This is a genomic window from Roseibium sp. RKSG952 (assembly GCF_009711355.1).
Map to the genome: position 1 here is coordinate 1 of NZ_SMMF01000926.1, position 20,451 is coordinate 20,451.

Consider the following 20,451-nt stretch of genomic DNA (forward strand, 5'->3'; position numbering starts at 1 on the left):
TGGCATAAGGGATTGAGTGTCAAGGGCGCTCAAGCGCCGCCAAGCGGTTCTATACCCCGTGACACTCAATCCCTTATGGCGAACTAACCTCCCCGCTACCTTGTTGCACTTCACGGCTGCCCCCGTCTAACATCAGCCCTGTGAGCCACATTCAGCACTTGGCCGAAAAACAACAAAAGCCCCGCAGGGCCGAACCCCGGGCGCTTTTGAAAAGGCGGCCTGCCAAGCTTTCCGGCATCGGCAAGACGCGGAGGGCAATTCGTGTGCGATTGCCCACCACTAGAGAGTGACCTCAGCCAACAAAGGCACGTTCGACGACAAACTCGGCCGGCTTGTTGTTGGCGCCTTCGTTCAGACCGGCCTTTTCAAGCAAGGCTTTCGTGTCGCGCAACATTTCCATGGACCCGCAGATCATCCCGCGATCGATTGCCGGATCAATCGGCGGCACGCCCAGATGCTCATAGAGCTCACCGGTTTCCATCAACGTTGTGATGCGCCCCTTGCGCGGGAACTCCTCGCGGGTGACGGACGCGAAATGAACCAGTTTTTCACGCGCCATCTCACCAATCAGGGGGTCGTTCTTGGTCTGCTCGACCAGTTCCTCGCCATAACGCAGTTCGGCCACTTCCCGGCAGGTGTGAGTCAGGATCACCTGATCGAACTTCTCATAAGTGTCCGGATCGCGGATCAGGCTTGCAAAGGGAGCAATCCCGGTTCCGGTCGAGAACATGTAAACGCGCTTGCCCGGAATGAGGGCGTCGTTCACAAGGGTGCCGGTCGGCTTCTTTTTCATCAAAACCGCATCACCTGGCTGAATCTTCTGCAGATGCGATGTCAGCGGCCCATCCGGCACCTTGATCGAGAAGAACTCCAGCTCTTCGTCCCAGGACGGGCTTGCAATCGAATAGGCCCGGTACAGCGGCTTGCCATCGATCATCAACCCGATCATCACGAATTCGCCAGACCGGAACCGGAAGCTGGAGGGCCGCGTCATGCGGAACTTGAACAGGCGGTCCGTATAGTGCTGAACCGAAGTCACTTCCTCGACAAAGACATTTGCCGGGGCGGAGGCCTCGAGTTCGGCAGGTTTGGCAAGAACATTCATAGTGTGACGCTTTCCGTTCCAAATGCGCATAGTGTTTCTAGCATGTACCATCAAGCGCTCATTGACCTGAAGCAATTCAAGTCTCCGATACGGCGGCAAAAGGAAAATTTGATCTCAATTCCCCCGAAAGACCGCGATGGCACCCAAGGCACCTAGCTTGATCTTGTCCCGGCAATACAGGCACACCATCTCTTAGAAAAGCATTTTTTTCAGCCAAGGCTTGAGGCAGCGACGGCGCTGGTGCGCAAAATTGATCACGAATCAGGCGCCTGCCCAGGCCTTGACCATGTTGCTGCGCAACATTGGCGCAACTGCACCGCAATATTCTTTTCGCATTCATGAATACATGGAAAAGTGCGAATTTTGTTTGACACAAAAGAAAATTCGCATGACCTTACTTAAAAATAATACATAACCTCCAGATTACCGCTCAGAGGGCGCAAGAATATGTCCGCAATCGGGAAAGTTGAGCCGGATCAGACTATAGCATTGGTCGTCATGGACCGGTTCTCCATGAACGCATTCGCATCGGTCATCGAACCATTGAGATTAGCAAATCGTCTCATTGGCCGAGAGTATTATCGATGGAATACGTACTCTTTGGATGGCAATCCGGTCAGCGCGTCCAATGGATGCCAAATCGCCGTCGATTATTCTCTGAAAGAATTCAACGACGCGGACATAACGCTTTTATGTAGCGGCATCGACGTTGAGCGCCTCCCGCTCGACCATGATCTGGGCAACAAGTTGCGCCGGCTCAATGCCATGGGGCGGACATTTGGTGCGATCTGCACCGGCGCCTATATCCTCGCGCGCTACAATTTGCTGAACGGGCGGCGCTGCACGATCCACTGGGAAAACCTGCGCTCCCTGCGCGAGGAGTTTCCGGACATCGATGTCACATCCGACATTTTCGCGATTGATCGCAATTGCATCACCTGTGCGGGCGGCATGGCCTCACTGGACATGATGCTGCGGCTGATCGCCATTCAGCATGGCGCCTATCTGGCTCACGAGATTTCCGAGGTCTATCTCTACCAGAACATGCGGTCTGGCGAATCCGCCCAGCGCCACGACATCGAAGCAAGAACCGGTATCTCGAATGCCAAGATCCTGGATGCGATCCGGATCATGGACATGCATATCGAGGATCCGCTCAGCTGCCAGCAGCTCGCCATGACAGTCAACCTGTCACCGCGCCAGCTGGAACGCCTGTTCCGGCGCCACTTCAACTGCACACCCGGGCAGTATTACCTGCGCTTGCGGCTTGAGACGGCCCGCGACCTTTTGCGCCGGACCAGCCGCCCTGTTCTGGATGTGGCGCTCGCCTGCGGGTTTGCCTCAACATCCCACTTCACCAAGTGCTACCGGGAGCGTTTCCTCTGCACACCGACCGAAGAGCGGCAATCCTATCAGTGGGCGAACTCGAATGCACGCAACGGCGCCGGAGCCACCCACCCGATGCGCCTCGTGGTGAAATAAGTTGCCGTGACATGAAAAATCACCAAACGCCGCCTCCGGGCGGCGTTTTTTGTTGCGCGGCAAGTGCAAGCGACTTCGCTCGCAGGCTCCATCCACAATCAATGTTCCCATATTGTTCTCATTCACCACGAACGTGCTAGCATTGGGAATGATGAAAAGCGTGATTCCCGAACTGTCAAATTCCGAAGCCCGGCGGCTGTTCCTCGCCCGCCACGGTTTGCTTGCTCAGCCGAAAGGAACGGGCAAGGGCGACGACCTGTCCAACCTGGCCGATCAGCTCGGTTTTGTGCAGGTGGACAGCATCAATACGGTCGCGCGGGCTCATCACATGATCCTGTTTGCCCGCCGCCCCGCCTACAAGGAAAAGCACCTGAAGCAACTGCTCGAAAAGGACCGGTCCCTGTTCGAGCATTGGACCCATGATGCTTCCGTTATTCCAACGGCATTCTTTCCCCACTGGCGATTGCGGTTCAAGCGGGATGCCGAACGCCTCAGGGCACGCTGGCGCAACTGGCATGACAACGGTTTTGAAGAAAAGTTCGACGCCGTCTTGAAACGCATTTCGGACCACGGTCCGGTCACCTCCGGCGAGGTTGGCGAAGACGAGCAACGCCAAAGCGGCGGCTGGTGGGACTGGCATCCCTCAAAGACCGCGCTGGAATATCTCTGGCGTTCAGGCGCCCTGGCAGTCTGCCGCCGCAACGGATTTCAGAAAGTCTATGACCTCACCGAGCGGATCATCCCCGCCCCTCACCTTGCCCATGTTCCGGACCATGGCGAGACAATCGAGTGGGCCGCCGCCTCCGCTCTCGACCGGCTGGGATTTGCCACATCGGGCGAAATCGCAGCCTTTTGGGATCTGATCACCCCGGCGGAAGCACGGGCATGGTGCCAGGACGCCGTGCGGCGCGGCCAGATTGTCGAGGCCGCTATCGCCGGTGCCGCAGGCCAGCCGATGCGCAAAGCCTTTGTCAGGCCGGATGTCCTAGAAGAAGTAAAAACCCTTCCCGAAGCTCCGGCCCGTATTCGTGTACTTTCGCCCTTTGATCCGGCCCTGCGGGACCGGAAACGCGCCGAGCGCCTGTTCGGGTTTCATTACCGCATTGAGGTTTTTGTCCCCGAAGCCAAGCGGCAATACGGATATTACGTTTTTCCGGTGCTGGAAGGAGAACACCTGATCGGGCGCATCGACATGAAAGCCTACCGGGCAGAGGACCGGCTCCATGTTCGTGCATTCTGGCCCGAACCTTCGATCCGCCTCTCCAAGGGACGCGTGCGAAAACTGCTAGCCGAGCTTGACCGCGTCGCGCGCTTCGCAGGCTGCCGCCAAGTCACATTTGAGCAGGATTGGCAACGCGAGCCGGCAAGACCACACAGAAGAGCCTGATCAACACACAAATACCAATAGGAAACCTGGTCAAGCATAAAAGTCATACGTAAAACTTACAGATCCGAAATATTTTCAAGAGCCAAGATAATCCTTTAAAAGTTGTTCCAACAATAAGTGTTTCCGTTTTTGCTGAGAACCCTTATCGTCGTTCAAGCATTTCGCCCGGCATCCGCATCACGGAGCAGTTCATGCTTGAAAACTACGCGGCAGTTGATTTGGCACGGTTCCAGTTTGCGTTTACCGTGGCCTTTCACATCATATTTCCGGCATTCTCCATCGGCCTCGCCAGTTATGTCGCCGTCCTCAACGGCCTGTGGCTATGGACCAGAAACCCTGTCTACCTGACGCTCTTCAACTACTGGAAAAAGATCTTTGCAGTGGCCTTCGGGATGGGGGTCGTATCGGGCCTTGTGATGTCCTACCAGTTCGGCACCAACTGGGCCGAATTTGCCGACAAGACCGGCCCGGTTCTGGGGCCCCTGATGGCCTATGAAGTGCTGACCGCATTTTTTCTGGAAGCGGGCTTTCTGGGCATCATGCTGTTCGGGCGCGAAAAGGTCGGCGACCGTCTGCACATGTTCGCAACCGCCATGGTGGCCTTCGGAACCCTGATATCCGCCACCTGGATCCTGTCCGTGAACAGCTGGATGCAGACACCTGCCGGATACAGCATCGCCGCAAACGGCCAGTTTGTACCGGAAGACTGGTTTCAGGTCGTCTTCAACCCGTCCTTTCCCTACCGCCTCGTGCACATGGTGCTGGCCGCCTATCTGACAACCGCCCTTGTTGTCGGCGCCGCCGGAGCCTTTCACCTTCTCAAGAACCGGGAGGATGCGGAAGCACGCAAGATGTTTTCCATGGCCATGTGGATGGCGATCATCGTCACGCCCTTGCAGATCCTTGCAGGCGACCAGCATGGCCTCAACACACTCGAGCATCAGCCAGCCAAGGTGATGGCGATGGAGGGACACTTCGAGAGCCATCCGGACGGAGCGCCTTTGATCCTGTTCGGAATTCCGAACCAGGCCGAACAGAAAATGGAATACGCCATCCAGATCCCGAAGCTCAGTTCGTTGATCCTGAAACACGACCTGAATGCGCCCCTTGCCGGGCTGGACACCATTCCGCGCGATGAACAGCCCCCTGTCGACATCGTGTTCTGGAGCTTCCGGATCATGGTTGTGCTCGGTTTTGCAATGCTCGGGCTTGGAGTGTGGAGCGCCTGGCGCCGCTGGAGGGGGCAGCTCTACACTTCGCCCTGGCTGCACAGGTTTGCCGTCTTGATGGGACCGGCCGGCTTTATCGCAGTGCTGGCGGGCTGGGTGACAACGGAGGTTGGCCGCCAGCCCTACACCGTTTACGGAATGCTGCGAACAAGCGATTCGATCTCGCCGGTTGATGCCGGGCAGGTCGGCGCGACACTGGTCGCCTTCGTGATTGTCTACTTCTTTGTGTTCGGTGCCGGGGCCTTCTACATCCTGCGCATGATGAGCAAACCACCCTCCACCAAACGGCTTGGCCTGCGTGACGGACCGATCCGCACATCGGGGATCACGCCCCTTCAACAAGACAAACCCGACATGGTTGCCGGTGAATAAGGGAGGCAAGCAATGGAACTCGATCTCGCGTTTATCTGGGCCGGACTGATTGCCTTCGCCGTCCTCACCTATGTGGTCCTCGACGGGTTTGATCTTGGCATCGGCATCCTGTTTCCCTTTGGCCGCTCGGAATCGGACCGCGACCTGATGATGAACTCGGTTGCCCCCGTCTGGGACGGCAACGAGACCTGGCTGATATTGGGCGGCGGCGGGTTGTTTGCCGTGTTTCCCCTCGCCTACGCCCTGATCATGCCGGCACTCTATATTCCCATCATCGTGATGTTGCTTGCGCTGGTGTTCCGAGGCGTATCGTTCGAATACCGCTGGCGGACCAAGCGCTGGAAGCCTGTCTGGGACTATGCGTTTTTCGGCGGCTCGGTGATTGCAGCCCTTTGTCAGGGCATTGTGCTCGGGGCGTTGGTGCAGGGGATTACCGTGGAAGGGCGCAGCTTTGCAGGCGGCCCCTATGACTGGGCGACGCCTTTTGCCTTTGTGACCGGTGTTTCGGTTGTGGTCGGCTATGCGCTGCTCGGGGCCTGCTGGATCATCCTGAAGACCGAAGGCGGGCTACAGGCACAAATGCGCCATTACGCATGGCGGCTCGGCATTGCGACCCTTGTCCTGACCGGCGTTGTCAGCATCCTTACACCCCTCCAGCACAAGGAATATTTCGAACGCTGGTTCAACCTGCCGGGCAGCCTGTGGACCATGATCGTTCCGCTGCTTCTGCTGGTCCTGATCTGGCTGTTTTTCACCGGCCTGAAGGCCCGAAAGGACCTTCAGCCGTTTCTGGCCGCTCTCGGGTTTTTCGTGGCGGGCTTTGTCGGGATCGGGATCAGTTTCTACCCGATGATGGTGCCGCCCTCGGTGACGATCTGGCAGGCGGCCGCCCCGGAATCGAGCCTCGCCTTCGCGCTGGTCGGCGCCGTGATCCTCGTGCCGATCATTCTGGCTTACACGGCCTATTCCTACTGGGTGTTCAGGGGCAAGCTGGACCCGAGCAAGGGCTATCACTGATGCCGCGCACGCCCGGTGCATTTGCGAGACTTGCGTGGTTCGCCGGACTGTGGGTCGCCGGGGTCGGAGTGCTTGCGGTGATCGCCTATGCCATACGTCTGGCGCTTGGCACCTGACCATCTGCAACCAAAGTTAGCCAAAGGATGGATTGCAAACTTCAGTCAGATGACTTGAATTCAAACACCCTTGGGAGATTGATTACAAGGACGTTGAGCGCGATGCTAAGCCAAGAATCAATTCCAAAAGGCCTTTGGAGATGACATTTGATGAAGCGCCGCATTATGTCCCTTACCTTGGCTGCTGTGGCACTTTTTTCTGCCGTTTTGATTTATCTTGTTTTGACAGGCGAGAATGGGCTCTCACGCCCGAAATATGCTGAACGCTCGATTGATATCTCACGTCTCGATCGAACCGAAACCAGAAGTCTTGGGTGGAATCCAGACGGACTGGACGAGTTGTTCAGCCATGTCGCGACATTGAGCACTGATTCGTTGATGATCATCACGAATGGGCAAGTGGTCGCCGCATTCGGCGATCTTTCTATACCTTACAATGTCCACTCGATTCGAAAATCTCTCCTGAGTGCTTTGATCGGTCAAAAGCTTGCAGACGATGCAAACAATCTGCGGCTCGACGCAACGCTTCAGGAGCTCGACATCAGTGATGCTCCGGCGCCTCTAACAGAGCTGCAGCGCCAGACAACAGTTCGTCATTTATTGCGGAGCGTTTCAGGAATCAATCATCCGGCGGCCGCATCTGGCGGTTTGCAGGCCGAAATCGACCAGCGCCTGGGTCATAGAGAGAACCAGCCTGGCACCATTTGGGCCTACAACAATTGGGACTACAACGCACTGACGACTGTCTTCGAGACGGTGACGGGTACTGAGATTGCCAAAGCATTCGATCTTGGGATCGCGCAACCAGTTGGAATGACAGATTTTGGTCGCTCGGCTGTGTCCTATGTGTCGGATCCCGGGCAGTCCACGCACAAAGCAGCCATGTTCAAACTCTCCGCAAGGGACCTCGCGAAAGTCGGAAATCTCTACCTCAATAATGGCTTTGTTAACGGAAAACGCATTCTCGCAGCGGGCTGGGGCCGGCTTATGACAGAAGACCTCAGCAAGACCGGAAATGGAGGATTAAGGTGGGGCCACGGATATCTTTGGTGGATCCCCAGCCCGGATACCGGCCTGCCCAAAGGGACCTTCTGGGCATGGGGACTGGGAAATCAGGCCCTCATGATCATCCCGGCTTGGAATACGGTTGTTACGCATCAGTCGGATACGACAGAGTTCTTGAAACGCTTCGTGCCATTGATCCGCGACAAGGGAATGACCGGCGAAGAAGCCATGGTTCAACTCATTCGGAAATGCAGAAGTTCCGAAGCCCGAAATACCGAATACTGCAAAAAACACCGATTCATCACGAAACGGGAGATGGAAAAACTATTTTCTCTGATCGCGTCTTCACGCACTCAAAAATGACGTTGGTTTCAACGCCGAAAAGCAACAAGGCAACGGCGAGGCTCGGCTCGGCTCGGCTCGGCTCGCCATAAGGCATTGATTCTCTGCTCACATCATGTCTTGAGAGCCCTTCCTTGAGAAAGGCTCTTTCAGTTTGAAACAGCTTGCATCGATTTTTTTGTCATCCCGGAAAAACCGGGGTTTTGTCCGGGATCGGAGAGCCACCGGCATCAGCGGTTTGAGGAGCTCGCCAATCCCGGGTCCGTGCTCTGCTGGCGGGGATGGCGGACACAATTGCGGTTTCGCTGCTTCGCCCGTTGGCATGATCTGAACGGCCGTGTTTGCCGCCCGCATCAAACCACTCAGCGCCAGTTCAAGACGACCTTGCCGGTCTTGCCGGATTTCATTTCCAGAAAACCGTCTCGGAATTCATCGGCGTCGAAGCGATGGGTGATCACCTTGCGAACGTCCAGACCGTTCTGCAGCATGGCTATCATCTTGTACCAGGTCTCGAAGATCTCGCGGCCATACACCCCCTTGATGGTGATCGCCTTGAACACGATCCGCGACCAGTCGACCGGAGACTTGCCGGGTGGTATGCCGAGCAGAGCGATACGCCCGCCCATCACGAGGTTTTCAACCATCTGATCAAGCGCAACCTGATTGCCGGACATTTCCAGCCCGACATCAAAACCCTCGCGCATGCCGAGATCGGCCACGGTCTGTTTCAGATCGGCTTTCGCGACATTGACAGGCACCACATCCGTGACCTCGGCGGCAAGATCAAGCCGGTCCTGATTGACGTCGGTGATCACCACCTTGCGGGCACCGACATGGCGGGCAACGGCTGCTGCCATGATGCCAATCGGACCGGCACCGGTGATCAGAACATCTTCGCCGATCAGATCGAAACTGAGCGCCGTGTGGACGGCATTGCCGAGCGGATCCAGAATTGCGCCGATCTCGTCGTCAATCTCGTCCGGCAAGGGCACGACATTGAAGGCCGGAAGCCTGAGATATTCCGCGAACGCCCCCTGTTCGTTGACGCCGATCCCGCGGGTTTCCGGATCAAGGTGAAACTTCCCGGCGCGCGACTGCCGGGACGTCTTGCCGATCAAATGGCCTTCCCCCGAACAGCGCTGGCCAATCTGGAGATCGCGCACATTGCGGCCAACCTCCACGATTTCGCCGGCAAATTCATGTCCCGTGATCAGCGGTACCGGCACTGTCCGTGCTGCCCAGTCGTCCCAGTTCCAGATGTGAATGTCGGTGCCGCAGATCCCGGTCTTGTTGATCCGGATCAAGACGTCGTCCGGGCCGATTTCCGGCACCGGCGCCCGGGTCATCCAGAGGCCTTCCCCCGGCTCCGACTTGCAAAGCGCCTTCATCTGATTGCTCATGAAAGGACCCCCGTTGCCTTGCCGGCCCGCTCGAATGCATCCAGTGCCCGGTCGAGCTCTTCCCGCGTCAAGGCGGCATTCATCTGCGTCCGGATGCGCGCCTGACCGCGCGGAACCACGGGGAAGAAGAAACCGGACACATAGACGCCTTCGTCAAACAGTTTCGCCGCCATGTCCTGGGCAAGCTGCGCCTCTCCCAGCATCACCGGAATGATCGGATGTTCGCCCGGCAGCAGGTCAAACCCCAGACGGGCAAGCCCGTCACGCCAGTAGCGCGCGTTTTCAAACAGCTGCGCCCGAAGACCGTCGCCTTCCTCCACCAGCCGGATCGCCTCCAGACCGCTCATCACGATCGAAGGCGGCAGGGAGTTTGAGAAAAGATAGGGTCTGGCGCGTTGGCGCAAGAGGTCGATGACCGGTTGCGGCCCGGCAATATAGCCGCCAATGGCCCCGCCAAGCGCCTTGCCAAGTGTACCGGTCAGGATATCGACATCAATTCCGAAATGCGCCGGGGTCCCCTCGCCCTTCGGCCCCATGAAACCGGTTGCGTGGCAGTCATCGACCATCACAACCGCATCATGCTGCCCGGCCAGTTTCTTGATCTCCGGCAGTTTCGCCAGATAGCCGTCCATTGAAAAGACGCCGTCGGTCGCAATCATGATGTGGCGTGCACCTTCTGCACGCGCCTGCTTCAGCTTGGCTTCCAAATCATTCATGTCGGAATTGGCATAGCGATAGCGCCGTGCCTTGCACAACCGGATGCCGTCGATGATGGATGCGTGGTTCAGTGCATCGGAAATGATTGCATCTTCCGGCCCCAGCAGCGGTTCGAACAATCCGCCATTGGCGTCGAAACAGGCCGCAAAGAGAATGGCATCATCCTTGTTGAGGAAACCCGCCAGCCGCTGTTCAAGCTCCCGGTGAATGTCCTGCGTTCCGCAGATGAAGCGCACTGAGGCCATACCGAAACCGCGCGGATCCATCGCCTGGCGCGCCGCCTCGATCAGATCCGGATGATCGGCAAGCCCGAGATAATTGTTGGCGCAAAGGTTGATGACGGTCCGGTCGCCGACCGTGATTTCTCCGCCCTGCGGGGAGGTGATCAGCCGCTCGCGCTTGAACAGCCCCTCCGCCTCGATCTCACGCAAACTGTCATTTATCCGGGACAAGAACGCCTGACTCACCGCAATCTCCACTAAATTGGAATTTTCTCCATTATAACGGAATAAATTTCTTTTTCAAAGAACTGTTGCAAGCCGCCCCGACGTCAACGTGCCCCGCCTAAAGATTCATCACCATCAGAAGCGCCCGCGCGGCCCCGTCGAGCGCTTCGATCCGGTGCGGAACATCGGCGCCATAGCGCGCAGTGTCACCGGCCTTCAGAACTCCTTTTGCAACTCCGGAGGTGACCTCGAGCCGCCCCTCGATCGCAACCAGCTGCTCGCGTGTCCCGCGTTCATGAGCCTTGCTGCTGAGTTTGCCGCCCGGCTCGAAGATCAGCTCGTAGACCTCCAGCCTGCCTGTGTCCTGCGGCGGCGACAGGATCCGGATCCGGCACCCCTCCTCCGCCTTGTCAAAAGCGGGCGTCTGATCCCGATGCACGATTTCGACCCGGTCTTCGGAAGCAGCCTCGCCCAGAAGGCCGGCAAAGTCGACATTGAGCGCGCGCGTCAGATTGAACAGGGTCGCGATAGTCGGATTGGCCTCGCCCCTTTCGATCTGGCTGATCATCGATTTCGACACGCCGGAGCGCTTTTCGACCGCCTCCAGCGACAGCCCCTGTGTGCGGCGGGCGGTCTTCAACCGTTCGGGAAGCAGGGACAGGATATCCGGTTCAGCCATGATACTCTTGACAGGTTTGCCACTTGGAACTCCCTTGATACCGTGCCTGCACAGCATTCGCCAGTGACCGCGCGGTGATCCGGGCAAACAGAATTCCGCGACCGTCGCATCCCCTTTTGTCCAAGTCGGATTTGCGATGCCCGCAACATTGGATCGTGCCTAGCTTCAAGACATCAATAATCCGGTTGGACATAAAGCCCTCCAGTATTTCGAGGAAACGATCATGGCGAGCGATATTGAAATAGCCCGCGCGGCAAACATGAAACCCATTCAGGACATTGCAGCGCGGCTGAATATTCCGGATGACGCACTTATTCCCTATGGCAAGACCAAGGCCAAAGTGGATGGTGACTACCTGAAATCGCTCAACGGCAAGGATAACGGCAAGCTGATCCTTGTGACTGCCATCAACCCGACACCTGCAGGCGAAGGCAAGACCACCACAACCGTCGGCCTGGGCGACGGCCTGAACCGGATCGGCAAGAACGCCATGATCTGCCTGCGCGAGCCCTCACTCGGCCCGTGCTTCGGCATGAAGGGCGGCGCTGCCGGCGGCGGCAAGGCGCAGGTCGTCCCGATGGAAGACATCAACCTGCACTTCACCGGCGACTTCCACGCCATCACCTCGGCGAACAACCTGCTGTCTGCCCTGATCGAGAACCACATCTACTGGGGCAACGAGCTGGGCATCGACCAGCGCCGCGTTACGTGGCGGCGCGTGATCGACATGAACGACCGGGCCCTGCGTTCCATCGTCTGCTCGCTCGGCGGTGTTGCAAACGGCTTCCCGCGCGAAGGCGGCTTCGACATCACGGTTGCCTCCGAGATCATGGCCATCCTCTGCCTCGCGACCGATCTTGAAGACCTGCAGCGGCGTCTCGGCGACATCATCGTGGCCTACCGCCGCGACCGCTCGGCAATCACTGCACGTGAACTGGACGCCGACGGCGCGATGACCGTGCTGCTCAAGGAAGCCGCCCAGCCGAATCTCGTCCAGACGCTGGAGAACAACCCGGCCTTCATCCATGGCGGCCCGTTCGCCAATATTGCCCATGGCTGCAACTCGGTCATGGCCACCCAGTCGGCTCTGAAGCTCGCCGACTACGTCGTGACCGAAGCCGGTTTCGGTGCGGATCTCGGCGCTGAAAAGTTCTTCAACATCAAATGCCGCAAGGCCGGCCTGTCACCGGATGCGGTCGTGATCGTGGCAACAGTCCGGGCGCTCAAGATGAACGGCGGTGTGCCCAAGGACAATCTCGGCATGGAAAATGTCGATGCGGTTCAAAAGGGCTGCGGCAACCTTGGCCGTCACATCGAAAACGTCAAGCAGTTCGGCGTTCCGGCCGTTGTGGCGATCAACCATTTCATCGCCGACACGGACGCCGAAATCCAGGCGGTCAAGGACTACTGCGCCGAGCTGGGCGTCGAGGCCGTTCTGGCGTCGCACTGGGCCAAGGGATCTGAAGGCACGGCGGAACTTGCGGAAAAGGTTGTGGCGCTGGCCGAAAGCGGTGCGGCCCAGTTCGCCCCGCTTTACGAAGACGGCCTGTCGCTGTTCGAAAAGATCGAGACCGTCGCCAAGCGCATCTACCGGGCGGACGAAGTCCTTGCCGACAAGTCCGTTCGGGATCAGCTGAAGCGCTGGGAAGCCGACGGCTTCGGCAATCTGCCGGTTTGCATGGCCAAGACCCAGTACTCGTTCTCGACCGACCCGAACCTGCGCGGCGCTCCGGTCGGCCACAGTGTGCCGGTCCGCGAAGTGCGCCTTGCGGCGGGGGCCGGCTTCATCGTCGCGATCTGCGGGGAAATCATGACCATGCCGGGTCTCCCCCGCGTGCCGTCGGCAAACCACATCAAGCTGGACGGCAACGGACAGATCGAAGGCTTGTTCTAGGCCTGAAAACCCTAGCGCTGGCGGACCCAACGGCTTTGAAGCAAGGGTTCGCCAGCCACGCAGTCTATTCGGGATGCGGAGGCCTGTCTCTTGGCGGAGCGATAGGCATCCGCTTCTGTCCTGGTGGTGCACGACGGCCGTGCCATGATCGTATAGCCCTTGCTCGCCAAGCACTTGTTGAACTGGCGTGCACGCAGGGCGTCATTCGGGTCGTAACTGATGGTATCCGGATAGAACCCACCAGAGCCGTAGCAGGTCCAGCCATTGCAGAATCCCCCGCCATAGCCACCAATCGTGCGGGTCTTGTAGGCGGGAGGAACCTGCTGAAGCGCCGACACCTGACAGGCATCCATTGCGTTTTGCCGCTGCGCGAGTGTCGAGCCCGTCTTGTGAACAAAATTGACCGTCCCGCCAAGCGACTGGCAGCCACTCGCGACGAAGGCCGACAGCACGGCCATCTTGACAACTTTAAGACTGAACATCCGGCAATATCAGCTCGCAACCCGATCAACCTGCCTTCAGCCTAGCCGGTCGAGTGCAAATTACAAGCAGGAGGCCGCTGGGCACGGCCTCTCGAAAAAGGCTGGCGCGGATAAAAACGGACAATGAGGAACCGGAGAAGGTTTAACGCCTCCCCGGTTCCGCAATCTCTAGACTTCGACCTCGATCTTGCCGATCGGGTGGGAACAGCAGGCCAGAATGTAGCCGTCCTCGATATCATCCTCCGAGATCCCGCCACTATGGACCATATGAACCTCTCCGGCAGTCTTCCTGACCTTGCAGGTGCCGCAAACGCCGAAGGTACAGCCTGATGGAATGTTGAGGCCAGCTGACCGCGCCGCGTTGAGAACGGTATCGGTTTCCGTGCATTTTGCCCGGACATCGGAATGCAGGAAATAGATCTCCGCGGATTCGGTTTCATCCGGGACGACATCATCCAGTTCGGGAACTTCCTGCTCGGTCGCAGCCGGAGCCTGGAAGCTTTCCTGGTGATAGCGGTTCATGTCGAACCCGAGCTCGGCAAGTGCCTCGCGCACGGCCTGCATGAACGGTTCCGGCCCGCAGCAAAACACCTCGCGCTCCAGATAGTCCGGCGCCATCAGGCCGAGCATCAACTGGTTGAAGCGGCCCTGAAACCCTGTCCAGACCTTGAACCGGTCATTGGTCTCGACCACGAATTTCAGATCAAGGCCGGGCACACGGCTTGCCATATGCTCCAGCCGGTCGCGGAAAATGATTTCCGACGGCCGCGTGGCGCAGTTGATCAGGACCGCATCGGGCTCGCTGCCCTGATCGAACATGTAGGTGACCATCGACATCATCGGCGTGATGCCCGAACCTGCCGAAATGAACAGGTACTTGTCGGACGGGTGGACGTGATGGCTGAACACCCCGGCTGGCCCCAGCGCCTTGATGCGCATGCCCGGCTGGAGGTGGTCCAGCATCCAGCGCGTCCCCAGACTGCCTTCCTGCGCCTTCACCGTCACGGAAATCGAAGTCGGGCGCGAGGGCGACGACGAGATCGTGTAGGTCCGGTAGAGCGGCCCGCCGCTGACGGGAAGTTCAAGCGTCAGAAACTGTCCCGGCAAATAATCGAACAAGGCTCCCGACGGGGCCTGAAAACAGAAGGTGGCAACATTTGGCGCTTCCGGAATGACGGCAACGCATTCCAGCATCTCGCTGTCATCCCAAATGGCCGGTCCGGCGCTTCCGGCTGCTTTCAACAGGCTCATGACCTTTTACTCCGCAGCAAGCATCAAGGGGGCAACACGGGTCCGCAGCGTATCGCAATACCAATCCACGAACTGGATCACGCCGCTCTCCTGAAGCTGTGAATAGGGACCGGGCGTATAGGCAGGCGACAGGATGCCTTGCTGATTGTCTTCAACGACCCGGCGGTCCTCGTCATTGGTTGCAAGCCAGACCTCTGTCAGGGTTTTCAGGTCGTAGTCCCTGCCCTCAACCGCATCCTTGTGCACGAGCCACTTGGTCGTGACTTCCGTTTCGGTCGGGCTGACCGGGGTCACCCGGAAAACAAGTGAATGATCCGGCAGGAAGTGGTTCCAGGTGGTGGGGTAATGGAATTTCAACAAGGACCCGGCATCCGCAAACGGGATCCGGCCGAGCGGTCGGTTGACGGCAGCCTTGCCCGACATGGTGTAGCTGACCGCCCCGCCCTTGAGCGGCATTCTGGCAACACGATACTGGCCGCTTTCATCCAGATGGAATTTCGAGGCCAGATTAACATCTTCCAGGCGCTTGAAATGGGCGACGAGATGATCGGGAACACTGTCTCCGGAAATACCCGTCACATCCGGTTCATCTGAGTAGCTGCGGCACAGGGAGGGATGGTTACCGCCGCAGTGATAGCATTCCCGGTTGTTTTCCCAGACGAGTTTCCAGTTGCCGTTTTCGATGATCGAACTCTCGAAGGCGACCTTCGCATTGCCAAGATCATGAGGCGCCAGATAGGGCTCGATCAACTCCGCGAACGGCTCGAATGGGGGCGCGTTTTCCGCAAGGCAGACATAGACCAGACCCGCGATTTCGCGGCAATGAACGGTTTTCAGGCCATGGGCCCTGGGGTCGAACTCAGACCCCATGTCCCGCGCCCACAACAAGGATCCGTCAAGCTCATAGGTCCACTGGTGGTACGGGCAAACGAGTTTCGGCGACGAGCCTTTTTGCGACTTGCACAGGATCGAGCCGCGGTGACGGCAGGAATTGTGGAATGCGCGGATGACCCCATCCGCGCCGCGCACGATCACGATCCGGTAGGCACCGATCTTGTGGGTGACGTAGTTTCCGGTTTTCGGGATTTCGCAGGCCGGTATTGCAAACAGCCACTCGCGATAGAAGATCTTGTCCAGATCCAGAGCGAACACATCGGGATCCGTATAAAACGCCTGCTCAAGAGCATGGCCCGATGTTCGCCGTTGAAGCAGCTCAAGCGCTTTCTGCTCAGCCTGCATGTCACCTCTCCTGTTACCGCGTCAGACATGCGGCACATCTCAATGCAGTTCACCCGGCGGAAAAGAAGCGGATCACTTGAAACGCTCCCCTGCAGCGCAAGGCGGCGTTTTCATAGCGCCCGATCTGCCCACCGCGGATCGACGTTTCGTCCTGCAAGGCTGGTTTCCGGACTTCAGGGAGGCCCACATGTGCCGGACGCAGCGCCTTCCCGGGACATCCCAGTGGCCGTTGCCGCGCCCTCCACCTGTTACCGTTGCGGGGGCAGTGCCGGACTTCAACCGGCTTCCCATTTGACGACCTTTCGGGCCGCACCTTGCTAATTGCTGCATATCATTGCCGCACAAGCTGCCCGCAACCCAAAAACGACATCCAAATGCGGGTTTCGGACATGACGCAAGGTTGTTCAATACCTATATGAATCTGAGGAAAATCGCGTCGCTAACAACAGGGAAGGCTTGCTGTTTTCCCGCTTGACGGATGGGTGCAGCGCACCCGTCGCAGGAACGACTACCCGTGTCGTTTTACTGATATCGGTAAATCGGCAACAAGCCATAAGATTTAATGAATTGTTTATGTCCGAGTGCCTTTGGCCGCCATGGAGACGCCCAATGTCAGAAGAAGATATCGATCTCGCCGCCCTTGCCGACGACGAACTTGTCGAGCAAATGCACGACGACTTGTATGACGGCCTTCAGGAGGAAATTCAGGAAGCGGTCAACATTCTGCTGGAGCGGGGCTGGGCTCCGTACGACATCCTCACCAAGGCTCTTGTAGAGGGAATGCGCATCGTCGGCGTCGACTTCCGCGATGGCATCCTGTTTGTGCCGGAAGTGCTTCTGTCGGCAAATGCCATGAAGTCCGGCATGACCATCTTGCGTCCGCTCCTTGCCGAAACCGGCGCGCCGAAAGTCGGCAAGATGGTGATCGGCACAGTCAAGGGCGACATCCACGATATCGGCAAGAACCTTGTTTCCATGATGATGGAAGGGGCCGGCTTCGAAGTCATCGACATCGGGATCAACAACCCGGTCGAAAACTACCTGGAGGCTCTCGAAGAGCACAAGCCGGATATCCTCGGCATGTCGGCTCTTCTGACCACCACCATGCCTTACATGAAGGTCGTAATCGACGAGATGAAGGCAAAAGGACTGCGCGATGATTACATCGTTCTGGTTGGTGGCGCTCCGCTGAATGAAGAGTTCGGCGAAGCCGTCGGTGCGGATGGTTATTGCCGGGATGCTGCTGTCGCAGTCGAGATGGCGAAGGACCTGATCGCCCGCAGGCACAACCAGCTTGCCGGCAAGGCGTAGGTCCGATGTACAGGGATGCCGGTGACATGCGTGACGGCGTTCCACTGTTTCCGGTCCCGGATGACGAAGGTCCGGCCCGTAAGATCGGCCGGGTTCTCGTTATCGCTTGCGGCGCTCTGGCTCGTGAGATCATTGCGATCCGCGACCTGAATGGTCTGACACATGTCGATCTGACATGCCTGCCAGCCCAGCTTCACAACACGCCGGACAAGATACCCGGCGAAGTGCGCAAGGCGATTTTGCAAAATCAGGACGTCTATGACGACATTCTGATCGGGTATGGCGATTGCGGCACGGGCGGTCTTCTGGACAAGGTTCTGGAAGAAACCGGCGCGCGCCGGATAGAAGGAGCACATTGCTACGCCTTCTTTACGGGACTGGATACGTTCGACCGCCTGGAAGAGGACCAGCTCGGCTCGTTTTACCTGACCGACTTCCTCGCCCGGCATTTTCAGACAATGGTGATCGAGCCGCTGGGGCTCGATTGGCATCCACACCTGAAAGACATGTATTTCGCGCATTACACACGGGTGCTTTACATCGCCCAGACCGACGATCCGGCCCTCGAGGAAGCCGCAAGAAACGCGGCTGAACGGCTCGGATTGCCGCTGGAAGTCAGGCGCACCGGATACGGCCTGCTGGCGCCGTTTCTCATCGACAGCAGGCCGGATTGAAATCCGCGGAAACCTGCCGGGATTGCAAGGACCCAGGCTGATTTGGAACGAGTCGCATTTGGCATTTCCGGCGCCGTTTTCTTGGCTCAGGACATGAGGCTGCTCCGGCATTCATTTATAAGAAGAAGGACGACGCTCAATGGCGCAAAAAACCATCGTCTACTGGCGGGATATCCCGGCGCAGATCCTCGTCAAGAAGGGCCGCAAATCGGCCCGGCGGGAAATGCCGTCCGTGTTCATGGAAGCCATTGACGCCTGTGCGATGCGGGTCGGCGCCAAAGACAGTGACGCCTATATGGCGGAATGGCGCCGAAGCGACCCGATTGAAGTATCCGACGATCTGGAAACGGAAGCCGACGGCGCATTGGAGGAGCTGACCGGCGCTTATCCGCGAGATCGACTCAAGACACTACTCGACCAGGGAGGCAAGGAGCATGACTGATACTCGCCTGACACCAAACGGCCGCCTTGCCGCATCGACTGAAATGTCGCCCAAGCAAGTGGTTGAAAAGTCCGAATTGCTTTCATTCATTCCGCGCGGGACCCGTGTCTATGTCACCGACTTGGGAAATGCCAGCGAGGACATGATCGTTTCGGCAGCCAAGACCTTGCATGACCGCGGCCTGACGCCTGTGCCGCACATGGCTGCACGCCGCTATCCAAGCGCAGAGGCATTTGAACGCAGGATCAAGCGGCTGACGCAGGAAGCCGGTGTCGCCGACGTGCTTGTGATCGCTGGCGAAGCCGACAAGGCCGGCCCCCTGACATCTTCTGTCGCTCTTCTCGAAACCGGCCTGTTTGACGAACTGGGCATCAAGACCATTGCGGTGGCCGGACACCCGGAAGGCGCGCCTGACATCAAGCCGGACGTGATCAAGTCCTTCTTGTTGCGCAAGCACGAGATTGCAGCCTCCAGCGATGCACGCTTCTTTCTGGTCACCCAGTTCGGTTTCGACCCCGTAAAGGTCAATCAGTGGCTAGATGACATTGCCTCCTGGGGCAACAAGTTCCCGGTTCACATCGGCGTCGCGGGACCAGCCAAGATGACGACGCTCCTGAAATTCGCGGCTTTTGCCGGCGTTGAAAACTCGCTCAATTTCCTGAAAAAACGCGGCGGTTCGGTCGTGTCCATGCTGTCCGGCTATGACCCGGACACGATGGTCGAGCCTCTGGAAGCACGGCTGCAAACACGCCCGCACAGCCAGCTGGCCCAAATCCACGCTTATCCTTTCGGCGGCATCCAAAAGACCGCCGACTGGCTCACCGAACGCGGGAGCTGGTCCTTTCGCAACGACCAAACGTCTTCCCTGACCGCTTAAAGAGATCGCCTCATGACCCGTACTGTTGTCGCATCCGCAACCAAGGAAATCATCATCGGCTTCGATCAGCCGTTTTGCGTGATCGGTGAGCGGATCAATCCGACCGGACGCAAGAAGCTGGCCGCCGAGATGGTGGAAGGCAATTTTGAAACCGTGAAGGCGGATGCCCTTGCACAGGTTGCAGCCGGCGCCACCATGCTGGACGTCAATGCCGGCGTCACGGCAGTCAATCCGAACGAGACCGAGCCGCCCTTGCTGGTGAAAACCCTCGAAATCGTTCAGGAGCTGGTGGATGTGCCACTCTCGATCGATTCATCGGTGACGGCCGCCATCGAGGCCGGGCTCAAGGTCGCCAAGGGCCGCCCGCTGGTCAACTCGGTCACCGGCGAGGAAGAAAAGCTTGAAGCCATTCTGCCGCTGATCAAGAAGTACAACGTGCCGGTTGTCGCAATCTCAAACGATGAGAGCGGCATTTCCGAGGACCCGGATGTACGCTTTGCCGTTGCGAAGAAAATCGTCGAGCATGCTGCGGACTACGGCATCCCGGCCCATGATATTGTCGTCGACCCTTTGGTCATGCCGATTGGCGCCATGGGAACGGCCGGTCAACAGGTCTTCCAGCTGCTGCGCCGGTTGCGCGAGGAGCTGAAGGTCAACACGACTTGCGGTCTGTCCAACATTTCCTTCGGCCTTCCCCATCGCCACGGCGTCAACTCAGCCTTTATCCCGATGGTGATTGCAACCGGCATGACCAGCGCGATCATGAACCCGTGCCGTCCGCAGGAAATGGAGGCGGTCCGCGCGGCCAATGTCCTGAACGGAACCGATCCGAATTGTCAGGAATGGATCATGACCTACCGCGACCATCAGCCGGCTGCAGCCGGTCAGGCCGCCCCGGCAGACGGAGCAGCTGCGAGCGGCAGCCGCCGCCGCGGAGGACGCGAAGGGCGCCGCCGCTCCGCTTAACGTTGAATGGTGTTGGTG

The 20,451-nt window shown here is 58.3% G+C and carries 18 protein-coding genes and 1 riboswitch; of the genes, 11 read left to right on the forward strand and 7 right to left on the reverse strand.

Features of this window, described 5'->3' with window-relative positions; genetic code table 11:
- Window positions 1-292: 292 nt before the first annotated feature.
- Window positions 293-1,105, reverse strand: a complete 813-nt coding sequence (locus tag E1297_RS23070; RefSeq protein WP_155142685.1) for a ferredoxin--NADP reductase — start codon at window positions 1,103-1,105, stop codon at window positions 293-295.
- A 447-nt stretch (window positions 1,106-1,552) separates the two neighbouring features.
- On the opposite strand from E1297_RS23070, the gene E1297_RS23075 reads away from it, so the two are divergent.
- The 5 genes from E1297_RS23075 to E1297_RS23095 all read left to right on the forward strand — a co-directional run bounded on the left by E1297_RS23075 (window position 1,553) and on the right by E1297_RS23095 (window position 8,076).
- Window positions 1,553-2,587, forward strand: coding sequence for a GlxA family transcriptional regulator (locus E1297_RS23075; protein ID WP_209015943.1), 1,035 nt, complete (start codon window positions 1,553-1,555; stop codon window positions 2,585-2,587).
- A gap of 148 nt (window positions 2,588-2,735) precedes the next feature.
- Window positions 2,736-3,974 carry a winged helix-turn-helix domain-containing protein gene (locus E1297_RS23080; protein WP_155142687.1) on the forward strand — a complete coding sequence of 413 codons (1,239 nt, stop codon included), beginning with the start codon at window positions 2,736-2,738 and terminating at the stop codon, window positions 3,972-3,974.
- Between the two features lie 191 nt (window positions 3,975-4,165).
- Window positions 4,166-5,575 carry a cytochrome ubiquinol oxidase subunit I gene (locus E1297_RS23085; RefSeq protein WP_155142689.1) on the forward strand — a complete coding sequence of 470 codons (1,410 nt, stop codon included), beginning with the start codon at window positions 4,166-4,168 and terminating at the stop codon, window positions 5,573-5,575.
- A gap of 12 nt (window positions 5,576-5,587) precedes the next feature.
- Entirely contained in the window at window positions 5,588-6,592 is a 1,005-nt protein-coding gene (gene cydB / locus E1297_RS23090; RefSeq protein ID WP_155142691.1) for a cytochrome d ubiquinol oxidase subunit II, read from the forward strand.
- Between the two features lie 266 nt (window positions 6,593-6,858).
- Window positions 6,859-8,076: a serine hydrolase gene (locus E1297_RS23095; RefSeq protein ID WP_155142693.1), complete on the forward strand. Its 1,218-nt coding sequence runs from the start codon at window positions 6,859-6,861 to the stop codon at window positions 8,074-8,076.
- A gap of 341 nt (window positions 8,077-8,417) precedes the next feature.
- On the opposite strand, the gene tdh is transcribed toward E1297_RS23095, so the two are convergent.
- The 3 genes from tdh to E1297_RS23110 all read right to left on the reverse strand — a co-directional run bounded on the left by tdh (window position 8,418) and on the right by E1297_RS23110 (window position 11,297).
- Window positions 8,418-9,455 (reverse strand): L-threonine 3-dehydrogenase, encoded by a 1,038-nt coding sequence (gene tdh, locus E1297_RS23100; RefSeq protein ID WP_155142695.1) that lies wholly within the window; start codon window positions 9,453-9,455, stop codon window positions 8,418-8,420.
- The gene (locus E1297_RS23105; protein ID WP_368669653.1) at window positions 9,452-10,639 is read right to left on the reverse strand and encodes a glycine C-acetyltransferase; all 1,188 of its coding nucleotides are present in this window, start codon (window positions 10,637-10,639) and stop codon (window positions 9,452-9,454) included. Before E1297_RS23105 ends, tdh begins: the two co-directional genes overlap by 4 nt.
- Window positions 10,640-10,736: 97 nt before the next feature.
- The gene (locus E1297_RS23110) at window positions 10,737-11,297 is read right to left on the reverse strand and encodes a helix-turn-helix domain-containing protein (protein ID WP_155142697.1); all 561 of its coding nucleotides are present in this window, start codon (window positions 11,295-11,297) and stop codon (window positions 10,737-10,739) included.
- Window positions 11,298-11,520: 223 nt separating this feature from the next.
- Here E1297_RS23110 and E1297_RS23115 point away from each other — a divergent pair, with 223 nt between their 5' ends.
- A complete protein-coding gene (locus tag E1297_RS23115) occupies window positions 11,521-13,191 on the forward strand; it encodes a formate--tetrahydrofolate ligase (protein WP_155142699.1) in 1,671 nt (556 codons plus the stop codon).
- An 11-nt stretch (window positions 13,192-13,202) separates the two neighbouring features.
- Here E1297_RS23115 and E1297_RS23120 read toward each other — a convergent pair whose 3' ends face one another.
- From E1297_RS23120 to E1297_RS23130, 3 genes are all read right to left on the reverse strand, one after another.
- Complete coding sequence (locus tag E1297_RS23120; RefSeq protein WP_155142701.1) at window positions 13,203-13,673, reverse strand: hypothetical protein; 471 nt, start codon at window positions 13,671-13,673, stop codon at window positions 13,203-13,205.
- A gap of 168 nt (window positions 13,674-13,841) precedes the next feature.
- Window positions 13,842-14,924 carry a hybrid-cluster NAD(P)-dependent oxidoreductase gene (locus E1297_RS23125; RefSeq protein ID WP_155142703.1) on the reverse strand — a complete coding sequence of 361 codons (1,083 nt, stop codon included), beginning with the start codon at window positions 14,922-14,924 and terminating at the stop codon, window positions 13,842-13,844.
- Window positions 14,925-14,930: 6 nt separating this feature from the next.
- Window positions 14,931-16,163, reverse strand: a complete 1,233-nt coding sequence (locus E1297_RS23130; RefSeq protein WP_155142705.1) for an aromatic ring-hydroxylating dioxygenase subunit alpha — start codon at window positions 16,161-16,163, stop codon at window positions 14,931-14,933.
- A 139-nt stretch (window positions 16,164-16,302) separates the two neighbouring features.
- A riboswitch (cobalamin riboswitch) is annotated at window positions 16,303-16,495 on the reverse strand.
- Window positions 16,496-16,772: 277 nt separating this feature from the next.
- Between E1297_RS23130 and E1297_RS23135 the strand changes: the two genes are divergently transcribed.
- The 5 genes from E1297_RS23135 to E1297_RS23155 all read left to right on the forward strand — a co-directional run bounded on the left by E1297_RS23135 (window position 16,773) and on the right by E1297_RS23155 (window position 20,433).
- On the forward strand, window positions 16,773-17,474 hold the full coding sequence (locus E1297_RS23135) for a B12-binding domain-containing protein (RefSeq protein ID WP_155142707.1): 702 nt from the start codon (window positions 16,773-16,775) through the stop codon (window positions 17,472-17,474).
- A 5-nt stretch (window positions 17,475-17,479) separates the two neighbouring features.
- Complete coding sequence (locus E1297_RS23140) at window positions 17,480-18,148, forward strand: DUF1638 domain-containing protein (protein WP_155142709.1); 669 nt, start codon at window positions 17,480-17,482, stop codon at window positions 18,146-18,148.
- 139 nt (window positions 18,149-18,287) lie between these two features.
- Complete coding sequence (locus tag E1297_RS23145; protein ID WP_155142711.1) at window positions 18,288-18,590, forward strand: virulence factor; 303 nt, start codon at window positions 18,288-18,290, stop codon at window positions 18,588-18,590.
- Window positions 18,583-19,467, forward strand: a complete 885-nt coding sequence (locus E1297_RS23150; RefSeq protein WP_155142713.1) for a methylenetetrahydrofolate reductase — start codon at window positions 18,583-18,585, stop codon at window positions 19,465-19,467. Before E1297_RS23145 ends, E1297_RS23150 begins: the two co-directional genes overlap by 8 nt.
- A 12-nt stretch (window positions 19,468-19,479) precedes the next feature.
- Complete coding sequence (locus E1297_RS23155; RefSeq protein WP_155142715.1) at window positions 19,480-20,433, forward strand: methyltetrahydrofolate cobalamin methyltransferase; 954 nt, start codon at window positions 19,480-19,482, stop codon at window positions 20,431-20,433.
- Window positions 20,434-20,451 lie beyond the last annotated feature (18 nt).

Coding starts and splice junctions, on each gene's coding strand:
- E1297_RS23150 (WP_155142713.1), top strand. CDS start 18,583: ATGACTGATACTCGCCTGACACCAAACGGCCGCCTTGCCGCATCGACT.
- E1297_RS23120 (WP_155142701.1), bottom strand. CDS start 13,673: ATGTTCAGTCTTAAAGTTGTCAAGATGGCCGTGCTGTCGGCCTTCGTC.
- E1297_RS23115 (WP_155142699.1), top strand. CDS start 11,521: ATGGCGAGCGATATTGAAATAGCCCGCGCGGCAAACATGAAACCCATT.
- tdh (WP_155142695.1), bottom strand. CDS start 9,455: ATGAGCAATCAGATGAAGGCGCTTTGCAAGTCGGAGCCGGGGGAAGGC.
- E1297_RS23110 (WP_155142697.1), bottom strand. CDS start 11,297: ATGGCTGAACCGGATATCCTGTCCCTGCTTCCCGAACGGTTGAAGACC.
- E1297_RS23130 (WP_155142705.1), bottom strand. CDS start 16,163: ATGCAGGCTGAGCAGAAAGCGCTTGAGCTGCTTCAACGGCGAACATCG.
- E1297_RS23080 (WP_155142687.1), top strand. CDS start 2,736: ATGATGAAAAGCGTGATTCCCGAACTGTCAAATTCCGAAGCCCGGCGG.
- cydB (WP_155142691.1), top strand. CDS start 5,588: ATGGAACTCGATCTCGCGTTTATCTGGGCCGGACTGATTGCCTTCGCC.
- E1297_RS23140 (WP_155142709.1), top strand. CDS start 17,480: ATGTACAGGGATGCCGGTGACATGCGTGACGGCGTTCCACTGTTTCCG.
- E1297_RS23095 (WP_155142693.1), top strand. CDS start 6,859: ATGAAGCGCCGCATTATGTCCCTTACCTTGGCTGCTGTGGCACTTTTT.
- E1297_RS23125 (WP_155142703.1), bottom strand. CDS start 14,924: ATGAGCCTGTTGAAAGCAGCCGGAAGCGCCGGACCGGCCATTTGGGAT.
- E1297_RS23155 (WP_155142715.1), top strand. CDS start 19,480: ATGACCCGTACTGTTGTCGCATCCGCAACCAAGGAAATCATCATCGGC.
- E1297_RS23085 (WP_155142689.1), top strand. CDS start 4,166: ATGCTTGAAAACTACGCGGCAGTTGATTTGGCACGGTTCCAGTTTGCG.
- E1297_RS23135 (WP_155142707.1), top strand. CDS start 16,773: ATGTCAGAAGAAGATATCGATCTCGCCGCCCTTGCCGACGACGAACTT.
- E1297_RS23145 (WP_155142711.1), top strand. CDS start 18,288: ATGGCGCAAAAAACCATCGTCTACTGGCGGGATATCCCGGCGCAGATC.
- E1297_RS23075 (WP_209015943.1), top strand. CDS start 1,553: ATGTCCGCAATCGGGAAAGTTGAGCCGGATCAGACTATAGCATTGGTC.
- E1297_RS23070 (WP_155142685.1), bottom strand. CDS start 1,105: ATGAATGTTCTTGCCAAACCTGCCGAACTCGAGGCCTCCGCCCCGGCA.